General features: G+C 48.4%; 22 protein-coding genes and 7 pseudogenes. 16 read left to right on the top strand and 13 right to left on the bottom strand.

Going from position 1 to position 17,071, the window contains the following annotated elements; genetic code table 11:
- Window positions 1–27 precede the first annotated feature (27 nt).
- Both ESM_RS0123165 and ESM_RS1000000127470 read left to right on the top strand, forming a co-directional pair.
- Window positions 28–621, top strand: a complete 594-nt coding sequence (locus ESM_RS0123165; protein WP_000054461.1) for a hypothetical protein — start codon at window positions 28–30, stop codon at window positions 619–621.
- Window positions 622–1,094: 473 nt separating this feature from the next.
- Window positions 1,095–1,229: pseudogene (locus tag ESM_RS1000000127470) on the top strand (phage polarity suppression protein); the annotation flags it as partial.
- Here ESM_RS1000000127470 and ESM_RS1000000129495 read toward each other — a convergent pair.
- From ESM_RS1000000129495 to ESM_RS01000000125775, 3 genes and pseudogenes are all read right to left on the bottom strand, one after another.
- Window positions 1,228–1,362, bottom strand: coding sequence for a hypothetical protein (locus ESM_RS1000000129495; RefSeq protein WP_010381230.1), 135 nt, complete (start codon window positions 1,360–1,362; stop codon window positions 1,228–1,230). The pseudogene ESM_RS1000000127470 and the gene ESM_RS1000000129495 overlap by 2 nt on opposite strands.
- A complete protein-coding gene (locus tag ESM_RS0123180; protein WP_001244665.1) occupies window positions 1,355–1,642 on the bottom strand; it encodes a hypothetical protein in 288 nt (95 codons plus the stop codon). The genes ESM_RS1000000129495 and ESM_RS0123180 overlap by 8 nt, the downstream gene beginning before the upstream one ends.
- Window positions 1,635–1,841, bottom strand: a pseudogene (locus tag ESM_RS01000000125775) (host cell division inhibitor Icd-like protein); the annotation flags it as partial. The pseudogene ESM_RS01000000125775 and the gene ESM_RS0123180, both read right to left, overlap by 8 nt.
- Between ESM_RS01000000125775 and ESM_RS01000000125780 the strand changes: the two are divergent.
- Window positions 1,830–2,027, top strand: a pseudogene (locus tag ESM_RS01000000125780) (hypothetical protein); the annotation flags it as partial. The pseudogenes ESM_RS01000000125775 and ESM_RS01000000125780 sit on opposite strands and share 12 nt — an antisense overlap.
- Window positions 2,024–2,215 carry a hypothetical protein gene (locus ESM_RS0123195; protein WP_001027506.1) on the top strand — a complete coding sequence of 64 codons (192 nt, stop codon included), beginning with the start codon at window positions 2,024–2,026 and terminating at the stop codon, window positions 2,213–2,215. The pseudogene ESM_RS01000000125780 and the gene ESM_RS0123195, both read left to right, overlap by 4 nt.
- Window positions 2,216–2,389: 174 nt before the next feature.
- On the opposite strand, the gene ESM_RS0123200 is transcribed toward ESM_RS0123195, so the two are convergent.
- From ESM_RS0123200 to ESM_RS1000000129790, 5 genes and pseudogenes are all read right to left on the bottom strand, one after another.
- Entirely contained in the window at window positions 2,390–2,770 is a 381-nt protein-coding gene (locus ESM_RS0123200) for a hypothetical protein (protein ID WP_000792598.1), read from the bottom strand.
- A gap of 2 nt (window positions 2,771–2,772) precedes the next feature.
- Window positions 2,773–3,087 carry a hypothetical protein gene (locus ESM_RS1000000128920; RefSeq protein WP_000188398.1) on the bottom strand — a complete coding sequence of 105 codons (315 nt, stop codon included), beginning with the start codon at window positions 3,085–3,087 and terminating at the stop codon, window positions 2,773–2,775.
- A 38-nt stretch (window positions 3,088–3,125) separates the two neighbouring features.
- Window positions 3,126–3,312 (bottom strand): annotated as a pseudogene (locus ESM_RS1000000128925) (RHS repeat-associated core domain-containing protein); the annotation flags it as partial.
- 30 nt (window positions 3,313–3,342) lie between these two features.
- A complete protein-coding gene (locus tag ESM_RS0123210; protein ID WP_000668943.1) occupies window positions 3,343–3,675 on the bottom strand; it encodes a hypothetical protein in 333 nt (110 codons plus the stop codon).
- A 277-nt stretch (window positions 3,676–3,952) separates the two neighbouring features.
- A pseudogene (locus ESM_RS1000000129790) lies at window positions 3,953–4,034 on the bottom strand (RHS repeat-associated core domain-containing protein); the annotation flags it as partial.
- Between the two features lie 453 nt (window positions 4,035–4,487).
- On the opposite strand from ESM_RS1000000129790, the pseudogene ESM_RS1000000129340 reads away from it, so the two are divergent.
- The 3 genes and pseudogenes from ESM_RS1000000129340 to csiR form a co-directional block, all read left to right on the top strand.
- Window positions 4,488–4,612: pseudogene (locus ESM_RS1000000129340) on the top strand (hypothetical protein); the annotation flags it as partial.
- Window positions 4,613–4,940: 328 nt separating this feature from the next.
- Window positions 4,941–6,341, top strand: coding sequence for a GABA permease (gene gabP, locus ESM_RS0123220; protein ID WP_000531675.1), 1,401 nt, complete (start codon window positions 4,941–4,943; stop codon window positions 6,339–6,341).
- Between the two features lie 20 nt (window positions 6,342–6,361).
- A complete protein-coding gene (csiR, locus tag ESM_RS0123225; protein WP_000156792.1) occupies window positions 6,362–7,021 on the top strand; it encodes a DNA-binding transcriptional regulator CsiR in 660 nt (219 codons plus the stop codon).
- A gap of 3 nt (window positions 7,022–7,024) precedes the next feature.
- Here csiR and kbp read toward each other — a convergent pair whose 3' ends face one another.
- Window positions 7,025–7,474, bottom strand: coding sequence for a potassium binding protein Kbp (gene kbp, locus ESM_RS0123230; protein ID WP_000522431.1), 450 nt, complete (start codon window positions 7,472–7,474; stop codon window positions 7,025–7,027).
- 83 nt (window positions 7,475–7,557) lie between these two features.
- On the bottom strand, window positions 7,558–7,716 hold the full coding sequence (locus tag ESM_RS01000000125800; protein ID WP_000508177.1) for a YqaE/Pmp3 family membrane protein: 159 nt from the start codon (window positions 7,714–7,716) through the stop codon (window positions 7,558–7,560).
- Between the two features lie 182 nt (window positions 7,717–7,898).
- Here ESM_RS01000000125800 and ESM_RS0123240 point away from each other — a divergent pair, with 182 nt between their 5' ends.
- Window positions 7,899–8,198, top strand: coding sequence for an ArsR/SmtB family transcription factor (locus tag ESM_RS0123240; protein WP_000137275.1), 300 nt, complete (start codon window positions 7,899–7,901; stop codon window positions 8,196–8,198).
- Window positions 8,199–8,207: 9 nt separating this feature from the next.
- Complete coding sequence (locus ESM_RS0123245; protein WP_001229434.1) at window positions 8,208–8,732, top strand: rhodanese family protein; 525 nt, start codon at window positions 8,208–8,210, stop codon at window positions 8,730–8,732.
- 46 nt (window positions 8,733–8,778) lie between these two features.
- Here ESM_RS0123245 and stpA read toward each other — a convergent pair whose 3' ends face one another.
- On the bottom strand, window positions 8,779–9,180 hold the full coding sequence (gene stpA, locus ESM_RS0123250; protein ID WP_000115376.1) for a DNA-binding protein StpA: 402 nt from the start codon (window positions 9,178–9,180) through the stop codon (window positions 8,779–8,781).
- A gap of 666 nt (window positions 9,181–9,846) precedes the next feature.
- Here stpA and alaE point away from each other — a divergent pair.
- The gene (alaE, locus tag ESM_RS0123255) at window positions 9,847–10,296 is read left to right on the top strand and encodes an L-alanine exporter AlaE (protein ID WP_000492662.1); all 450 of its coding nucleotides are present in this window, start codon (window positions 9,847–9,849) and stop codon (window positions 10,294–10,296) included.
- 36 nt (window positions 10,297–10,332) lie between these two features.
- Here the strand turns inward: alaE and ESM_RS0123260 are convergent, their stop codons facing one another.
- Complete coding sequence (locus ESM_RS0123260) at window positions 10,333–10,677, bottom strand: DUF2002 family protein (RefSeq protein WP_000281311.1); 345 nt, start codon at window positions 10,675–10,677, stop codon at window positions 10,333–10,335.
- 150 nt (window positions 10,678–10,827) lie between these two features.
- On the opposite strand from ESM_RS0123260, the gene ESM_RS0123265 reads away from it, so the two are divergent.
- Entirely contained in the window at window positions 10,828–11,157 is a 330-nt protein-coding gene (locus ESM_RS0123265; RefSeq protein WP_000483312.1) for a DUF883 domain-containing protein, read from the top strand.
- A gap of 55 nt (window positions 11,158–11,212) precedes the next feature.
- Here ESM_RS0123265 and pdxR read toward each other — a convergent pair whose 3' ends face one another.
- Window positions 11,213–12,547, bottom strand: a complete 1,335-nt coding sequence (gene pdxR, locus ESM_RS0123270) for a MocR-like pyridoxine biosynthesis transcription factor PdxR (RefSeq protein WP_001138455.1) — start codon at window positions 12,545–12,547, stop codon at window positions 11,213–11,215.
- Window positions 12,548–12,634: 87 nt separating this feature from the next.
- Here pdxR and ESM_RS0123275 point away from each other — a divergent pair, with 87 nt between their 5' ends.
- The 5 genes and pseudogenes from ESM_RS0123275 (at window position 12,635) to nrdF (ending at window position 17,014) form a co-directional block, all read left to right on the top strand.
- Window positions 12,635–13,066 (top strand): carboxymuconolactone decarboxylase family protein, encoded by a 432-nt coding sequence (locus ESM_RS0123275; RefSeq protein WP_000209798.1) that lies wholly within the window; start codon window positions 12,635–12,637, stop codon window positions 13,064–13,066.
- A gap of 208 nt (window positions 13,067–13,274) precedes the next feature.
- Window positions 13,275–13,520: a glutaredoxin-like protein NrdH gene (gene nrdH, locus ESM_RS0123280; RefSeq protein WP_001223225.1), complete on the top strand. Its 246-nt coding sequence runs from the start codon at window positions 13,275–13,277 to the stop codon at window positions 13,518–13,520.
- Window positions 13,517–13,927: a class Ib ribonucleoside-diphosphate reductase assembly flavoprotein NrdI gene (nrdI, locus tag ESM_RS0123285; RefSeq protein WP_000080937.1), complete on the top strand. Its 411-nt coding sequence runs from the start codon at window positions 13,517–13,519 to the stop codon at window positions 13,925–13,927. Before nrdH ends, nrdI begins: the two co-directional genes overlap by 4 nt.
- Complete coding sequence (gene nrdE / locus ESM_RS0123290) at window positions 13,900–16,044, top strand: class 1b ribonucleoside-diphosphate reductase subunit alpha (protein ID WP_000246498.1); 2,145 nt, start codon at window positions 13,900–13,902, stop codon at window positions 16,042–16,044. Before nrdI ends, nrdE begins: the two co-directional genes overlap by 28 nt.
- A 9-nt stretch (window positions 16,045–16,053) precedes the next feature.
- Window positions 16,054–17,014: pseudogene (gene nrdF, locus ESM_RS01000000125805) on the top strand (class 1b ribonucleoside-diphosphate reductase subunit beta).
- Window positions 17,015–17,071: the final 57 nt, after the last annotated feature.

Below are 17,071 nucleotides of genomic sequence, written 5' to 3' on the forward strand. Positions count from 1 at the left end.
CAATAGAGATGAAGTCAGGAGACAGCCATGTCATTGCTAGAGTCATTTGGGAAAGTATTAATTATATTGCTTGAAGCATTTTTAGGGAAACGCAAAGGTCAGGAGGAAGCACATATTAATTTTTTAAATGAATATACGAAAGAAAACTGCAACCATCGTTTGGTAGAATATTGGTTTTGTCAGCTCACAGGATGGCGTTACGCAAAGTACCAGGATATTGTTTTTATAATGATCTCATCCGACCCATCAAAAATATTGTATATGGCTAAAGGCATTAATTACATTGCCCGTACAGTGGAATTTATTGATAGTGGAGAATGCAAACTATCCGATAGATATAAAGAAACGAAAAAGAATACATTCCTCTTTTTGTTCATATCATTCATGATCATTTTCTTCATATTAATTGCCTGGATGGTATCCTCTGTAATATCTCTGATAACACATCATCATGATGTCATATTAATGGCTATAAATATTTCATCGATAATAGCAGGTGCGATTTTTATCATGTGCTTTGCATTCTTCATTCATGCAATAACAATGGAGTTTTTTGCCTTTGAAAAGGCAGAGCATTTTGTAAAATCTTACAATGCAGAAAGAGCATCATCAGGTCGTTAATGTTTGCCTCTATATTAATGCTACTGCTATCGCCACCTATTAATATCTGCCAATCAATAGGCAAAAAGGTGATACCAGTGGCATCAAAATTTCAGCCAAACAATCTTTGTAAGACGAAGATCTCTGATTTAGCACTGCACTGATTTTGGGCCAGGGTCAATTTGGCCGGGATCTCAAAAAATGCATGGAACTAAAACGGGTCTATTTACAACCGGACTGTCAGCGGCAACACTCCCGCACATGGATTATGAGGTGGCAGGCACACCGGCACAGCGCAAGGTGTGGCAGGACAAAATAGACCAGCAGGCAGCAGAGCTTAAGGCCAGAGGACTGCTGTCATGATGCGCTGCCATTTCTGTCGTCATTCTGCGCATACCCGCACCGGCAAGCACAGCACCGGCTGTTGTCCGAAAAGTTAAAGGCTGTTACAGCTCACCATTCAACCATTAATCAGGAGACGGGGTGTGACTACAATGTCATTACAGCAGGCTTTTGAGGTCTGCCAGAATAATAAAGCGGCATGGCTTCAGCGCAAAAATGAACTAGCGGCAGCCGAACAGGAATATCTGCGGCTTCTGTCCGGGGAAGGCAGGAATGTCAGCCGGCTTACGGGTTCCAGACAATGTCCGGGCAGCGGTACGGCATTTCCCACGGAATACCGTCTTCCAGAATGCCGACCACGGCCACATCGGGAAAACCGGCAGAACGGTAAATCTCACCGGGCTGGGGAAAATCAAACATGCGTCCTGTCTCCCCGGTCTTTCTGCTGGGCGAGAAAATCGCGGCACAGGCCTTTGGCTTTCAGCTCATTCAGCACAAAATCAATATCTTCATTCAGGTAGCTGAAAATATGCGGAATATAGAGCTGATGCAGGCCGGAGAGTTCACGGTGAATCAAATCACCCCCAACAAACTGGGATACGGCGCTGGCGCGGTTGAGCTTATGGTAAGCCTCAATGCTGAGGTGTTCACGGGCGTCATGACGCGCTGAGACGGTCTGAGGGGCTTTTTTATTACGCACGGGACACCTCCACCACCGGCAGACGGGCAGCAAGGGAGAGCACATAGTCACGGACAAGGGAACGGCGGGCGCTGCGTTCATCACCGGCGACGGTGCGAAGCATACAGATACGGGGATGACGGTCTGCGCGACGGACAGCCGCAAACACAAAGACAAATTCAGGGTGTGAGGGGGTAAGGGTTGTAGCCAGGAAAAGCGCGCCAGCCGTCAGGTGACAGTCCCGGCGGTGATGCTGGAAAAAGTGATGGCGCTGGCAGGCAGTGAAATGAAGCGCCTGTATGCCGTCGGGAGTGAGAACGGGGGCGACGGTGACGCATTCGTCAGGGAGGAACGCGAAGCAATGGACGTTGTGTTACAGGCGCTGGACGGGGAGCACATGTCATGAATATCAGCACAGAAACCCGCGAAATTCTGCGTAATTACAAAACCGTGATTAATGCGCGGCGTCGTGAAATGGGGCAGAAGCCGCTCACCACCGCGCAGGTTGTTGATGAAATCTGCGATTTTGTGGCGAATCAGCAGGCGGTTTTCCTCGGCGGTCACTACATCTTTCAGGGCAGCAGACACAGGTGATACAGAGGCAGGCGGTGGAGGCCGCCTGTCAGCCCGCGCGAAAACCCTGGCAGGCTGACGCCTGCCGGAAGGGAAGCGGGCCACGCTGGCGCGTCGCCCGTTACCCTTCCCGTTTGTGATGTGTCCGGAATGTTTTTTTCTGATGTTATAATTTCTTACCCGGCTTTTTATTATTCAAGAACAATACAAATGAATTTGTTCCTCATCTATATAAATAACATATTCTGATTCATTAGGAGAAACAGGTGATATCAAAAAACATCTTACATCATTTATAGTGAAAGATTCATTTAAAAAAGAAATTAAATCGTTCTTTTTTGAAATAAACACACGACCTTTAAATATCTTACGTTTCCCTTTACTGGCGATGAGGTTATGTGCAATATAATAATCATCAAAAGAAAGTTCACTATATAATTCATTCAGATTGTCAAATGAATGTTTAATTGTTCCTTTCTCAAGAATATTTAACATTTTCCAAAAAATAAACTCCTCTGCCTCATTTGACGGAAACTTTTGTTTTGTAAGCAAATCGAACGAATATTTATTTTTCATGATTAATTAGGGATGTCATAGAATATATGACCATCCGTCCCATTATTGTACCATTTTATATGAGGTGAATCGCCAAAACCACCTTCCGGCCCCATATGTTGCTCGTATCCTTTAGGATATTTTGGAACGCCATCAGGACGAGCACTTTGCGTATGTGCTTTATAACGATTCATATTACCCTGTGCTTCTTGTAAGAAAGCTTTTGCATCAGTGCTAGATTGGACTTTTACCTGGAATTTCTCGCCCCTAGATAAAGCAGCTTGCATATCCTTAATAGCTTGATTCCACGCTTTAGAACCACGGACTAGTGGAGTCATTTCCGACGCTTTACCGGAAAGTTTGCCACTATAAGATGATTTACAGGACAGACCTAATGGGTCGATCCACCCCAGCGGATTAGGCGCATAAGCATATAAGTTTAACCCGCCTCTTAGCCCTATCGGGTCAGGCTGTGTAAACCGCCCACAGTCCGGATCATAGTACCTGAACAGGTTATAATGCAACCCCGTTTCACGTTCAAGATACTGTCTCTGAAAACGCAGGTATTAGTGTTTTCGAACTATCAACTACAGTTAAGTGTTTAATTTACTAAATAGATAATCATATAATGACTCAGCTATAAATTCAGCATGCTCAATCTTTACTGCCAAATTAAAAAAATAATATTGATCATATAAATCATCAATAATTAAATGATCGCACATAAAAAATTGAGTATAACTTAAATATATACATTTAATATCAGCGGATAATTTTTCCAAATCAATCTGAGAATTGGTAATGTCATAAAATATATTCATGTACTCCCGATTAATTTGACTAATCTCTATAAAAGGAGCATTCAGCTTCTCGCACTGCTTCCAGTGATAACTCTTTTGCTTACTATCTTTATAGATAAATTTCATGATCAATCCTTTATCTTATAGTCAGTAACATGAGTCATTCTTCCATTCTTATCAAACTTCGCCATATAATGAACAGTTACACCGTTGATTTTTTGTTCTACTTTTGACCACCCCTTACCTTTAAAGTGAGGATCTCCAATTTGATCTGCTTTAATAATTACCGTGCCATTTTCAGGATGTTTTATTACATGATCTAAAGCAAACTCTTCATTCTTGTTTCTTGGCCTCGTTCTGCCTGTAGATTTTGATTTTGTTTTTTCAGGCTTACGTGATGAGGAACATTTTCTTAATCCAAGGGGATCAATCCATGAGAGCGGATTTGGCGCATAACTGTAGAGGTTGATTCCCCCCGCCAGCCCTGGATTAAGCAGGTCCTCCCCGGCCTGCTTTTTTCATATCTGCATCTGACGTTTTCCGGTGTTTTCCTCCTTCTGTTCCTGCGTTCTCATTACCTGCCAGCCGGATGGCTGACAGAACACATAAATGCGTATTGCCGGAGCCTGAAATAAATCCTGATTGTTAAAGAACATCACCCGTTGAGTTTCGGGAGCCGCGGTTTTGACGTTTCGCGGGAACCTGCTGCTGTATTCCCTGTGGTATGAACTTCACCCGTTTGAGAACCTTCGCCGCAAGGGGCATCACTGCCACGGCCTGACGCACCTGTCCTGGGCAGAACGCAAAATTTTTTACCGGGTTTTGGGTAAAAAATTTTGTGGGCTGTTCATTTACCCTGGACAGTCAGTGCGGCAGGTTGTGGCTGTATCAGCCCCCGGCGACAGGGACTCAAACGGGTGTGTGGCACCCGGCAGGCAATGAGCAGGGACCCGCCGCAACGACGGAGAGCGCGTGCGCGAAACGGCGTTGCGCCTTACATCCCGGCGGCCTTTTGCCGGGATGCCGGGAGCGCAGGCCACGGCGCGACAAGGGTGGCGCGACCCCCGGCGCACCCATGCCGGAGGCGACGCTTTGCGTCTTGCCCGGCTCACGGAAATGTAGGTCGGATAAGGCGTTTACGCCGCATCCGACATTCGGCGCACCATGCCGGAGGCGACGCTGCGCGTCTTGTCCGGCCTACGGGAATCCAGGTCGGATAAGGCGTTTACGCCGCATCCGACAATCTGTACGTAAACAGGAATAAATCTATGTCGGCCGGATAAGGCGGAGCCGCTCTCCGGCAAAAAGAGTTAATAACAATTAAACGCGTGACCCGACGCGGGAAATGTCGGGGCGCTCTCCCAAGTGACACACTTTCGAGAGGATTCAGGATGGGGCAATCATCGCAACCACATGAGTTAGGCGGCGGGCTGAAATCACGCCACGTCACCATGTTGTCTATTGCCGGTGTTATCGGCGCAAGTCTGTTTGTCGGTTCCAGCGTCGCTATAGCCGAAGCGGGTCCGGCGGTATTGCTGGCCTATCTGTTCGCCGGATTACTGGTGGTTATGATTATGCGAATGCTGGCGGAAATGGCGGTTGCTACGCCCGACACCGGCTCCTTTTCCACCTATGCCGATAAAGCCATTGGCCGCTGGGCGGGCTATACCATCGGCTGGCTGTACTGGTGGTTTTGGGTACTGGTTATCCCGCTGGAAGCCAACATTGCCGCCATGATCCTGCATTCATGGGTTCCCGGTATTCCCATCTGGTTATTTTCCCTCGTTATTACCCTCGCCTTAACCGGAAGTAATTTATTAAGCGTCAAAAACTACGGCGAATTTGAGTTCTGGTTAGCGATATGCAAAGTGATTGCTATCCTGGCGTTTATTTTCCTCGGTGCAGTGGCGATTAGCGGTTTTTATCCTTATGCCGAAGTGAGTGGTATCTCAAGATTATGGGATAGCGGCGGCTTTATGCCGAATGGTTTTGGTGCGGTATTAAGCGCGATGCTTATCACCATGTTCTCGTTTATGGGCGCGGAAATTGTCACCATCGCGGCAGCAGAATCCGACACGCCGGATAAACATATTGTTCGCGCCACCAACTCGGTTATCTGGCGTATCTCTATTTTCTATTTGTGTTCTATTTTTGTCGTCGTGGCTCTCATCCCGTGGAATATGCCAGGACTGAAAACCGTGGGTTCCTACCGTTCCGTGCTGGAGCTGCTGAATATTCCGCACGCAAAATTCATTATGGATTGCGTTATTTTGCTATCAGTGACCAGTTGCCTGAACTCAGCGCTGTATACCGCCTCGCGAATGCTTTACTCACTGAGCCGTCGCGGTGATGCACCTGCAGTAATGGGCAAAATCAACCGCAGTAAAACACCTTACGTGGCTGTATTACTCTCGACCGGTGCGGCGTTTTTAACGGTGGTGGTGAACTATTACGCGCCTGCGAAAGTGTTTAAATTCCTGATCGACAGCTCCGGCGCCATCGCCCTGCTGGTTTATTTAGTCATCGCCGTTTCACAATTGCGGATGCGTAAAATTCTGCTGGCAGAAGGCGGCGAAATTCGCCTGCGCATGTGGCTTTATCCGTGGCTTACCTGGCTGGTGATTAGCTTTATTACCTTTGTATTGGTGGTGATGTTATTCCGTCCGGCACAGCAACTCGAGGTCATTTCCACCGGCTTATTAGCAATAGGGATTATCTGTACCGTGCCAATTATGGCGCGCTGGAAAAAGCTAATAATGTGGCAAAAATTACCCGCGCATAATACGCATTAACGTTGAGCTGGAGTCACACCATGACCATTACGTCTCTGGATGGCTATCGCTGGCTGAAGAACGATATTATTCGCGGCCATTTTCAGCCGGATGAAAAACTACGAATGAGTTTGCTGACGTCGCGCTATTCACTCGGCGTCGGGCCGTTGCGGGAAGCCCTTTCGCAACTGGTAGCGGAACGACTGGTCACGGTGGTGAATCAAAAAGGATATCGGGTGGCGTCTATGTCAGAGCAGGAACTGCTCGATATTTTCGATGCCCGCGCCAATATGGAAGCGATGCTGGTGAGTCTGGCGATTGCCCGTGGCAGTGATGAATGGGAAGCTGATATTCTCGCGAAAGCACATTTGCTTGGTAAACTGGAAGCCTCTGACGCCAGCGAGCAAATGCTTGATGAGTGGGACCAGCGCCATCAGGCATTTCATACTGCGATTGTGGCTGGCTGCGGTTCCCACTATTTACTACAAATGCACGAGCGTTTGTTTGATCTGGCGGCACGCTACAGATTCATCTGGCTGCGGCAAACAGTGCTTTCAGTAGAAATGCTGGAAGATAAACGCGATCAGCATCAAATTTTAACCGACGCTGTGCTGGCGCGAGATACTGCGCGCGCCAGTGAGTTAATGCGTCAACATTTGCTGACGCCGATTCCGATTATCCAGCAGGCGATGGCGGGATAACGATCACTCTTCAGGAATACGCAAAACCTGCCCTGGATAAATTTTATCCGGGCTTTTTAGCATCGGTTTATTCGCTTCGAAGATTTTATTGTAGAGATTGGCGTTGCCGTAAACCTGTTTGGAAATGGCACTCAGGGTGTCGCCAGACTTAACGGTATAAAACTGGCTGGCAGTTGCTGGCGTCGCCGTTTTTACCTGATCGTCCACGCTGGCAATACCGGAAATATTCCCCACTGCAACAAGGATTTTTTCCTTCGCTTCCTGACTTAAGCCGTCACCTGTGACTGTCGCTTTACCATCGACAATCTGAATATTCACTTTATCGGCATCGGGAATACCGGTTTTGTTCAGATGCTCTTGCACCTTCTTCGCCTGATCGTCTTTATCATGCTGACCGGTGACGGTATCCCAGAGCTTTTCTCCTGCCTCTTTCACAAAATTGAACAGACCCATAGCTACCTCATTCGTTAATGGAAACACTCAGAAAGTGTAGCAGAGGAACGCGGCGCGTTTACGCCGCGTGGGTGAGCACAGGATTAATCGCGGGTTTGCACCCAAAAAGCGTGAATTAAACCAGGAATATAACCAAGCAACGTCAGCAGGATATTAATGATGAACGCCCAACCAAATCCTTTACCTAACAGCACGCCGAGCGGTGGCAAAATGATGGTGATGACGATTCTCCAGAAACCCATATTTACTCCCTATAAGAAAATTAATCATTGTTTAAAAAGAGATTTCACCTCTTAAGCGTAGTGATTTTAGCGGAGCCTGGCCGTTTCAGCCTACGCTTTTACCCTCATTTACGCTGCTTACGCTGGTATACGTTGCATTTTTAGTTTAGAGTTTACTTAATTTAGCAAATACTTAAATAACTATGACTGAACTAGCCCAACTACAGGCCAGCGCCGAACAGGCCGCGGCCTTGCTGAAAGCGATGAGTCACCCCAAACGGCTGCTGATTCTATGCATGCTTTGTAGTTCACCCGGCACCAGCGCCGGTGAACTGGCTCGCATTACCGGACTTAGCGCCTCTGCAACGTCACAGCATCTCGCTCGTATGCGTGACGAAGGGCTTATCGACAGCCAACGGGATGCGCAGCGCGTTCTTTATTCGATAAAAAATGAGGCGGTAAATGCCATTATCGCCACCCTGAAAAATGTCTATTGTCCGTAAGGAGTGACCATGGCTTTGACAACAATTTCGCCGCATGACGCACAAGAATTAATCGCGCACGGTGCAAAGTTAATCGATATTCGCGATGCCGACGAATATCTTCGTGAACATATTCCAGAAGCCTCTCTGGCACCGATATCTGTGCTGGAACAGTCTGGTCTCCCGGCAAAATTACGTAGCGAGCAAATTATATTCCACTGTCAGGCGGGAAAACGAACCAGTAATAATGCGCAAAAATTAGAAGCGATTGCCTCCCCCGCAGATATTTTTTTACTGGAAGGCGGAATTGATGGCTGGAAAAAAGCAGGATTTCCAGTAGCTGAAAATAAATCCCAGCCTTTGCCATTAATGCGTCAGGTGCAGATCGCTGCTGGTGGTTTAATATTAATCGGCGTCGTACTGGGTTATGCCGTTAATAGCAGCTTCTTCTTATTAAGTGGATTTGTCGGTGTTGGATTAATGTTTGCAGGAATCAGCGGTTTTTGTGGGATGGCAAGGCTGTTAGATAAGATGCCGTGGAATCAGCGAGCTTGAGTAATGACGCCGGACGCGCCATCGTGGCGACATCCGGCAACAGTGATTAGATCAGGAAATCGTCGAGAGATTTACCTTCTGCCAGAGCCTGAGCGATCGGCTTCGGTGTACGACCCTGACCGGTCCAGGTTTTGGTTTCACCATTAAAATCGGTGAATTGGTATTTCGCCGGACGCGGCTGGCGTTTTTTACCTGCACGCGGTGCAGCAGTATTATTACCAAATAACTCTTCCGGATTAATTCCGTCAGCCTTCATCAGCTCCAGCCAGGTGCTAATTTTCTCCTGGCGCTCAGCCAGTTCACGCTGCTGCTGTTCTTCTTCTTCACGTCTTTCTTTAGTGACAACCCTGAATTTTTCGAGCATTTCTTCAAGAACGTCAATGGAGAATTCGCGAGCCATCGCACGAAGGGTGCGGATGTTATTTAAACTTTGTAACATTACAGACATAATAAAGAAAACCTTTTAACGCCAAAACAAAAAAGTATTTCGCCGCGTAGTGTAAGCGATCGTTTATTATATTTCCACAAAATTTAATCTATTTACAATCGCCAGTGATATTATTTCAAGCGTTATTTCCAGATAGATTAATAATTATTTCAGATTATATATTAGCCATTTAGCTTAGTCATTCCAGCCATTAGCAAATAGTCAGGTGCTCTCTGTCTCATCGACACTGATGGCAAATCAACAACCTCCGCATAAATATACAGAAAAAACGAATAAAACAACAATTCAACACCTAAAATTTTATGCTGGCATTAGTCGCTTTAAGTCGCTAAAAATTCCAGATAGAGTAAAAGCGCTACTTACGCCGGATTGCCTACACTTTGCAGCATTACCTCCCTTAGCCTTCCCCGCCGAACATGTCAAAATACCAACATAACAATATGATTTTAAATCATATTATTAGAATAAGCATTTAAAAACCCATAATGTACAAAAAACACGCCATCGCGGAATATTTTATCTACGAAAACAAAATAAATAAAAATTTTTCACTAATTGATTACTTGCATCCAGCGATATACGCTATGCAAAGATGAAACAGGCAGCTCAGAGCACTGCATTCATTTTCATTCATATCCGATTTCGCTTTTATTAAGGAGCATTGGCATGTTCTCACCGCAGTCACGCTTGCGTCATGCAGTTGCAGACACGTTCGCGATGGTTGTTTACTGTTCTGTCGTGAACATGTGTATTGAAGTTTTCCTCTCCGGAATGAGCTTCGAGCAGTCTCTTTACTCCAGGTTAGTGGCAATTCCGGTGAACATCTTAATTGCATGGCCATACGGCATGTACCGGGATCTGTTTATGCGCGCGGCACGCAAAGTTAGCCAGTCTGGATGGATAAAAAATCTGGCAGATATTCTGGCTTATGTGACGTTTCAGTCACCGGTGTATATGGCGATCTTGCTGGTAGTGGGCGCAGACTGGCACCAGATTATGGCTGCGGTCAGTTCAAACATCGTTGTTTCGATGTTGATGGGGGCGGTCTATGGCTACTTCCTCGATTACTGCCGCCGGCTATTTAAAGTCAGCCGTTACCAGCAGGTAAAAGCCTGACTCTTCTTTTCGCGACTGGCAATGCCAGTCGCGTCTTTAATTGGTTTCGCCAAACAAGCCATGCAAATAACGTTCAAGCGCAACACGCGAACTAAAACCATGCGGAATACCGTAATGCTCGTGTCGCTCGCCCGCAAAGTAGAGCGGAAATTGCTGGTAATGATCGCAGGTTTTAATATCAGAAGCGGGTTCTGCCAGCGTCGAACTACGCTCTTTTAATGTTGGATGAATTACCAGTGCGGTACGTCCCATTCGTGCTTCGCGATTAACATAAACATAATGTTCCCCACGGCGGTAACCGTATGCTTTCTGGGTTACCACATCGACGGTAAAACCGACTTTCTCAAGTACGCGAGCTACCTCGTCTGGTCGTAAATACATATTTTATCCTCGTGATTATCTACCGCGGGCCTACCTTACCTGATTGAGCATTCACAACGCTTTCAGAAAAGTCCATAAAGCCGCGATGAGTCTCAGCAAAGAAAATTATGGTCTACACTGAAAATTACATCGAATTCAAAGGGGGATCATATGTTTAACCGACCTAACCGCAACGACGTCGATGATGGCGTGCAGGATATTCAGAATGATGTCAATCAATTAGCTGATAGCCTCGAATCTGTATTGAAGTCCTGGGGTAGCGACGCCAAAGGGGAAGCCGAAGCTGCACGCAGTAAAGCACAGGCGCTACTGAAAGAAACCAGAGCGCGGATGCATGGTCGTACTCGCGTCCAACAAGCCGCACGTGATGCCGTGGGTTGCGCTGATTCTTTTGTTCGTGAAAGACCCTGGTGTAGCGTGGGTACAGCGGCGGCGGTAGGGATTTTTATCGGTGCACTGTTAGGTATGCGCAAATCGTAGTGGAACAATGATAATAAATACACGTCCCTGGCCCCGAAGCCTGACTTCGGGGTTTTTAACTTAAAGCATCGCGTAATTGTTGTGCCACCTGCTGCGCCATGCTTTCGCTAACGATATTGGTAAACGAGAGCAGCAATCCTCCTTTCCCGGTTGACCGAATACGCCAGGTACTTAATGCCTGCACCGCAAGGCCAGCGGCATTAGCTTTACGCGCGTAGGCAATATCATCGCCCATCATGCTGATAACCATCTGGATTCCCCCTTTTTGCGGTACAACCTGAAATCCCTGTTGCGTAAGCGCCTGCTCAATCCACTGCCGACGCTGAGCATAGTGCTGACGCATTTTCTTCAGATGCCTCCAGAAATGCCCATCACGAATGAAATCTGCCAGAGTGTTCTGCCATAGAACAGGCACAGCACATGGCTCCAGCGATGCCTGTTGGCGGAATTGCGCAATCTGCTCCACCGGCACCACCAGCCACGCACAGCGCAGTGCCGGGAAAAGCGATTTGCTAAATGTTCCGGCATAAATCACCCGCTGCGGCGCATCGAGACTTTTCAGCGCCGGTAACGGCTTACCGTGATAGCGGAACTCACTGTCGTAATCATCTTCAATAACCCATGCCTGACTACGCTCTGCCCATTCCAGCACCTGGTGCCTGCGCGCCAAAGAGAGCGCAACACCCAGCGGGCTTTGATGTGCCGGAGTGATCAGAGCAAAACGCGCATCAGGATAATTTTGTATTCCGCTTGTGACATCCAGTCCGTTGTCGTCAACAGGCACAGGAAAAACGTTCACACCGTGGCGAGTGACAATCGGACGAATCAGTGGAAAACCGGGATCTTCCATCCACATCCCGTCTCCCGGTTCCGCCAGTGCACGCAAAATTAAGCTCATCGATGCCGCATAACCGTGTGTGATAAATACCTGCTCAGGCTGGCTCTCAATTCCGCGCGAGACACGTAGATAATCAACAATTGCCTCGCGCAACGCCGCCTCGCCGCAGACATCGCCTAACGCCAAATTAAAACGCGTCTGGGTTCGCAGGCGACGGCCCATCAACCGCGCCCACAGCTCACGCGGAAAGAGATCGAGTGCGGGTAATCCCATTTGAAACGGCAACGGCTGCTCGCTTTCACCGGCAAAGACGACGACATCAGAAGATGATTTTTGTGGATGTATCTGTTCGCTGACAAAGGTGCCTGCCTGCCCCCGCCTGACCAGCCAGCCCTGTGCCACCAGCTCAGCATAAGCATTTTCGACTGTGGAGCGAGACACGCCCAGTTCCTGCGACCAGGTTCGGCTGGAAGGTAGCCTTGCGCCAGGTTTCAGTTCCCCTTGCTCAATAGCCGTTTTTAACTGACGGGCGATTTCCTGATAACGCGGCATATGGTCTGCTTTTTTACGTAATTTATGGCTCTCTTTGACAGTCCATTATAGTGCTACATTGCGGGCGTTAATAAGAGGAGAAACTGTATGACTACATTACGTCAACCCTACTACGAACTTAGCCCGGCAGTGTATAACGCACTGGTGCAGGCCAAAACGGCGCTGGAAAATAGCACGCTGGATACCACTCTGATGGAGTTAGTTTATTTACGCGTCTCACAAATCAACGGCTGCGCATTTTGTCTGGAGATGCACAGTAAAGCATTACGCAAATCCGGTGTGCCGCAGAACAAACTGGACGCCCTGGCAGGCTGGCGCGTAAGCCATCATTTTGACGATCGCGAGCGGGCGGCGCTGGCATGGGCGGAATCGGTGACCGATATTGCCCGAACCCATGCAGAAGATGACGTTTATCAGCCTCTGCTTAAGTACTTCAGCGCAGCAGAGATCAGCGACTTAACGTTTGCCATCGGGCTGATGAATTGCTTTAACCGCCTGGCGGTTTCCATGCGGATGTAATTTGCTGTTGCCGGGTGCTCGCCCGGCAACAAAACACAAAATCCCCTACCCCGTTGAGCCACTCAACGGCGGTATCAATAATCTAAAATTCCCATATCTTGTATGGTTGAATCTTTTTTCAACTACATCTAGTATCTCTGTATCAACAGAGAGACAACCCGACGCGTATCATCGCGCCGTATCTTCATTTTAAACGGAAATACGAATCATGCGCATTACTATTTACACTCGTAACGATTGCGTTCAATGCCACGCCACCAAACGAGCAATGGAAAACCGTGGCTTTGACTTTGAGATGATTAATGTCGATCGCGATCCTGAAGCGGCAGAGGCGTTACGTGCCCAGGGCTTTCGCCAGTTGCCGGTAGTGATTGCAGGTGATCTTAGCTGGTCTGGCTTTCGTCCGGACATGATCAATCGCCTGCATCCAGCGCCACACGCAGCCAGCGCATGAGTCAGCTCGTCTACTTCTCCAGTAGCTCCGAAAACACACATCGCTTTATCAAACGTTTAGGGCTGCCCGCCGTGCGCATTCCGCTCAATGAGCGGGAACGGATTCAGGTAGACGAGCCTTACATCCTGATCGTGCCCTCTTACGGCGGTGGCGGTACGGCTGGCGCTGTGCCACGGCAGGTGATTCGCTTTTTAAACGTCGAACATAACCGGGCGTTGCTTCGCGGCGTTATTGCTTCGGGTAATCGCAATTTTGGTGAGGCGTATGGCCGCGCCGGAGATGTGATTGCCCGGAAATGCGACGTGCCGTGGCTATACCGCTTTGAACTCATGGGTACGCAAAGCGATATCGAAAACGTTCGTAAAGGAGTAACCGAATTTTGGCAACGACAACCGCAGACCGCCTGACGCAGGAAACGATGGATTACCACGCCCTGAATGCGATGCTTAACCTTTACGATAGCGCGGGTCGCATTCAGTTCGATAAAGATCGCCAGGCAGTAGACGCTTTTATGGCGACACATGTACGCCCGAACAGTGTGACTTTTAGCAGCCAGCAGCAGCGCCTGAACTGGCTGGTCAACGAAGGTTACTATGATGAAAGCGTCCTCAACCGCTACTCTCGCAACTTTGTCATTACGCTGTTTGCCCATGCACACGCCAGTGGTTTTCGTTTCCAGACGTTCCTCGGTGCATGGAAGTTTTACACCAGCTATACGCTGAAGACTTTCGACGGTAAACGTTATCTGGAAGATTTTGCCGATCGGGTCACGATGGTGGCGCTAACGCTGGCGCAAGGTGATGAGACGCTGGCGACGCAGCTAACCGATGAGATGCTATCAGGACGCTTTCAGCCCGCCACGCCAACATTCCTCAACTGTGGTAAACAGCAGCGAGGCGAACTGGTTTCCTGTTTTCTGCTACGTATTGAAGACAATATGGAGTCGATTGGTCGGGCGGTTAATTCCGCACTGCAACTGTCAAAACGCGGCGGCGGCGTGGCGTTTTTGCTGTCGAATCTGCGGGAAGCGGGTGCACCTATTAAACGTATTGAAAATCAATCTTCTGGCGTGATTCCGGTGATGAAAATGCTGGAAGACGCATTTTCCTATGCCAACCAGCTCGGCGCTCGTCAGGGGGCTGGGGCTGTATATCTGCACGCACACCATCCCGATATTCTGCGTTTTCTCGACACAAAACGGGAAAATGCCGATGAAAAAATCCGCATTAAAACGTTGTCGCTGGGGGTAGTGATCCCGGATGTCACCTTCCATCTGGCGAAAGAGAATGCGCAGATGGCGCTGTTTTCGCCCTATGACGTTGAGCGAGTTTACGGCAAGCCGTTTGCTGATATCGCCATCAGCGAACACTATGACGAACTGGTTGCCGATGAACGCATCCGCAAAAAATACATCAACGCCCGTGATTTCTTCCAGCGGCTGGCGGAGATCCAGTTTGAGTCCGGCTATCCCTACATCATGTATGAAGATACGGTTAACCGTGCTAACCCTATTGCCGGGCGCATAAATATGAGTAATCTCTGCTCAGAAATTTTGCAGGTTAACAGCGCCTCAGCGTATGACGAGAATCTCGACTATGCTCGCACAGGCCATGATATTTCCTGCAATTTAGGCTCGTTGAATATTGCTCACACTATGGATTCGCCAGACTTTGCCCGCACGGTAGAGACAGCCGTGCGCGGTCTGACGGCGGTGTCAGATATGAGTCATATCCGCAGCGTGCCGTCCATCGAAGCCGGAAATGCCGCCTCGCACGCCATCGGCCTGGGGCAGATGAATCTGCACGGCTATCTGGCGCGTGAGGGTATCGTTTACGGTTCGCCGGAAGCACTGGATTTTACCAATCTCTATTTCTACACCATCACCTGGCACGCCCTGCGCACTTCGATGTTGCTGGCGCGCGAACGTGGTGAAACCTTCGCCGGATTCAAACAGTCACGCTATGCCAGTGGTGAATATTTTAGCCAATATCTGCAAGGGAACTGGCAGCCGAAAACGGCGAAAGTTGGCGAACTGTTTGCCCGTAGCGGTATTACGTTACCTACCCGTGAGATGTGGGCGCAACTGCGCGACGACGTGATGCACTACGGCATTTACAACCAGAATCTTCAGGCGGTGCCGCCAACCGGTTCTATCTCTTATATCAACCATGCTACGTCGAGTATTCATCCGATTGTGGCGAAAGTGGAGATTCGCAAAGAGGGTAAAACCGGGCGCGTTTACTACCCTGCCCCGTTTATGACTAATGAGAATCTGGCGCTGTATCAGGACGCTTACGAAATTGGCGCAGAAAAGATCATCGACACCTACGCCGAAGCGACTCGCCATGTCGATCAGGGGCTGTCGCTGACGCTGTTTTTCCCCGATACCGCCACCACTCGCGATATCAATAAAGCGCAGATTTACGCCTGGCGCAAAGGTATCAAAACGCTCTATTACATCCGCCTGCGTCAGATGGCGCTGGAAGGCACTGAAATTGAAGGCTGCGTCTCCTGCGCACTTTAAGGAATATCTATGAAACTCTCACATATCAGCGCCATCAACTGGAACAAGATTACTGACGATAAAGATCTGGAAGTATGGAATCGCCTGACCAGCAATTTCTGGCTACCGGAAAAAGTGCCACTGTCGAACGATATTCCCGCGTGGCAAACGTTAAGTACCATCGAACAACAACTGACGATGCGCGTATTTACTGGCCTGACGCTGCTCGACACGTTGCAAAACGTTATCGGCGCGCCTTCGTTGATACCCGATGCACTCACGCCCCATGAAGAAGCAGTGTTGTCGAATATCAGCTTTATGGAAGCCGTTCATGCCCGCTCTTACAGCTCTATTTTCTCGACGCTGTGCCAGACAAAAGAGGTTGATGCCGCCTATGCCTGGAGTGAAGAAAATGCGCCGTTGCAACGAAAAGCACAGATTATTCAGCAATATTATCGCGGTGATAGCCCGCTGAAAAAGAAAATCGCCAGTGTCTTTCTTGAATCATTTTTGTTCTATTCCGGCTTCTGGCTGCCAATGTATTTTTCCAGTCGCGGAAAGCTGACCAATACCGCCGATCTGATCCGCCTGATTATCCGCGATGAAGCAGTACACGGTTATTACATTGGCTATAAATATCAGAAAAGCCTGGAAAAAAATCTCCCAGGCACAACGTGAAGAATTAAAGAGTTTCGCCTTCGATTTATTGCTGGAACTTTACGACAACGAGTTGCAATACACCGATGAGCTGTACGCCGAAACAACATGGGCTGACGATGTGAAAGCGTTTCTCTGTTACAACGCCAATAAAGCCTTAATGAATCTGGGATACGAACCGTTATTTCCAGCAGAAATGGCAGAAGTAAATCCGGCAATCCTTGCCGCGCTTTCACCGAATGCCGACGAAAATCACGATTTCTTTTCCGGCTCTGGTTCCTCTTATGTGATGGGAAAAGCGGTCGAAACAGAAGACGAAGACTGGAATTTTTGACGAGGTTATTTTTCAAAAATATCACCACCCACAGCAGGGAAATAATTCCAGTTAAAC

Origin of the sequence: Escherichia sp. TW09308 (genome assembly GCF_000208565.1) — a bacterium.
GTDB lineage: Bacteria > Pseudomonadota > Gammaproteobacteria > Enterobacterales > Enterobacteriaceae > Escherichia > Escherichia marmotae.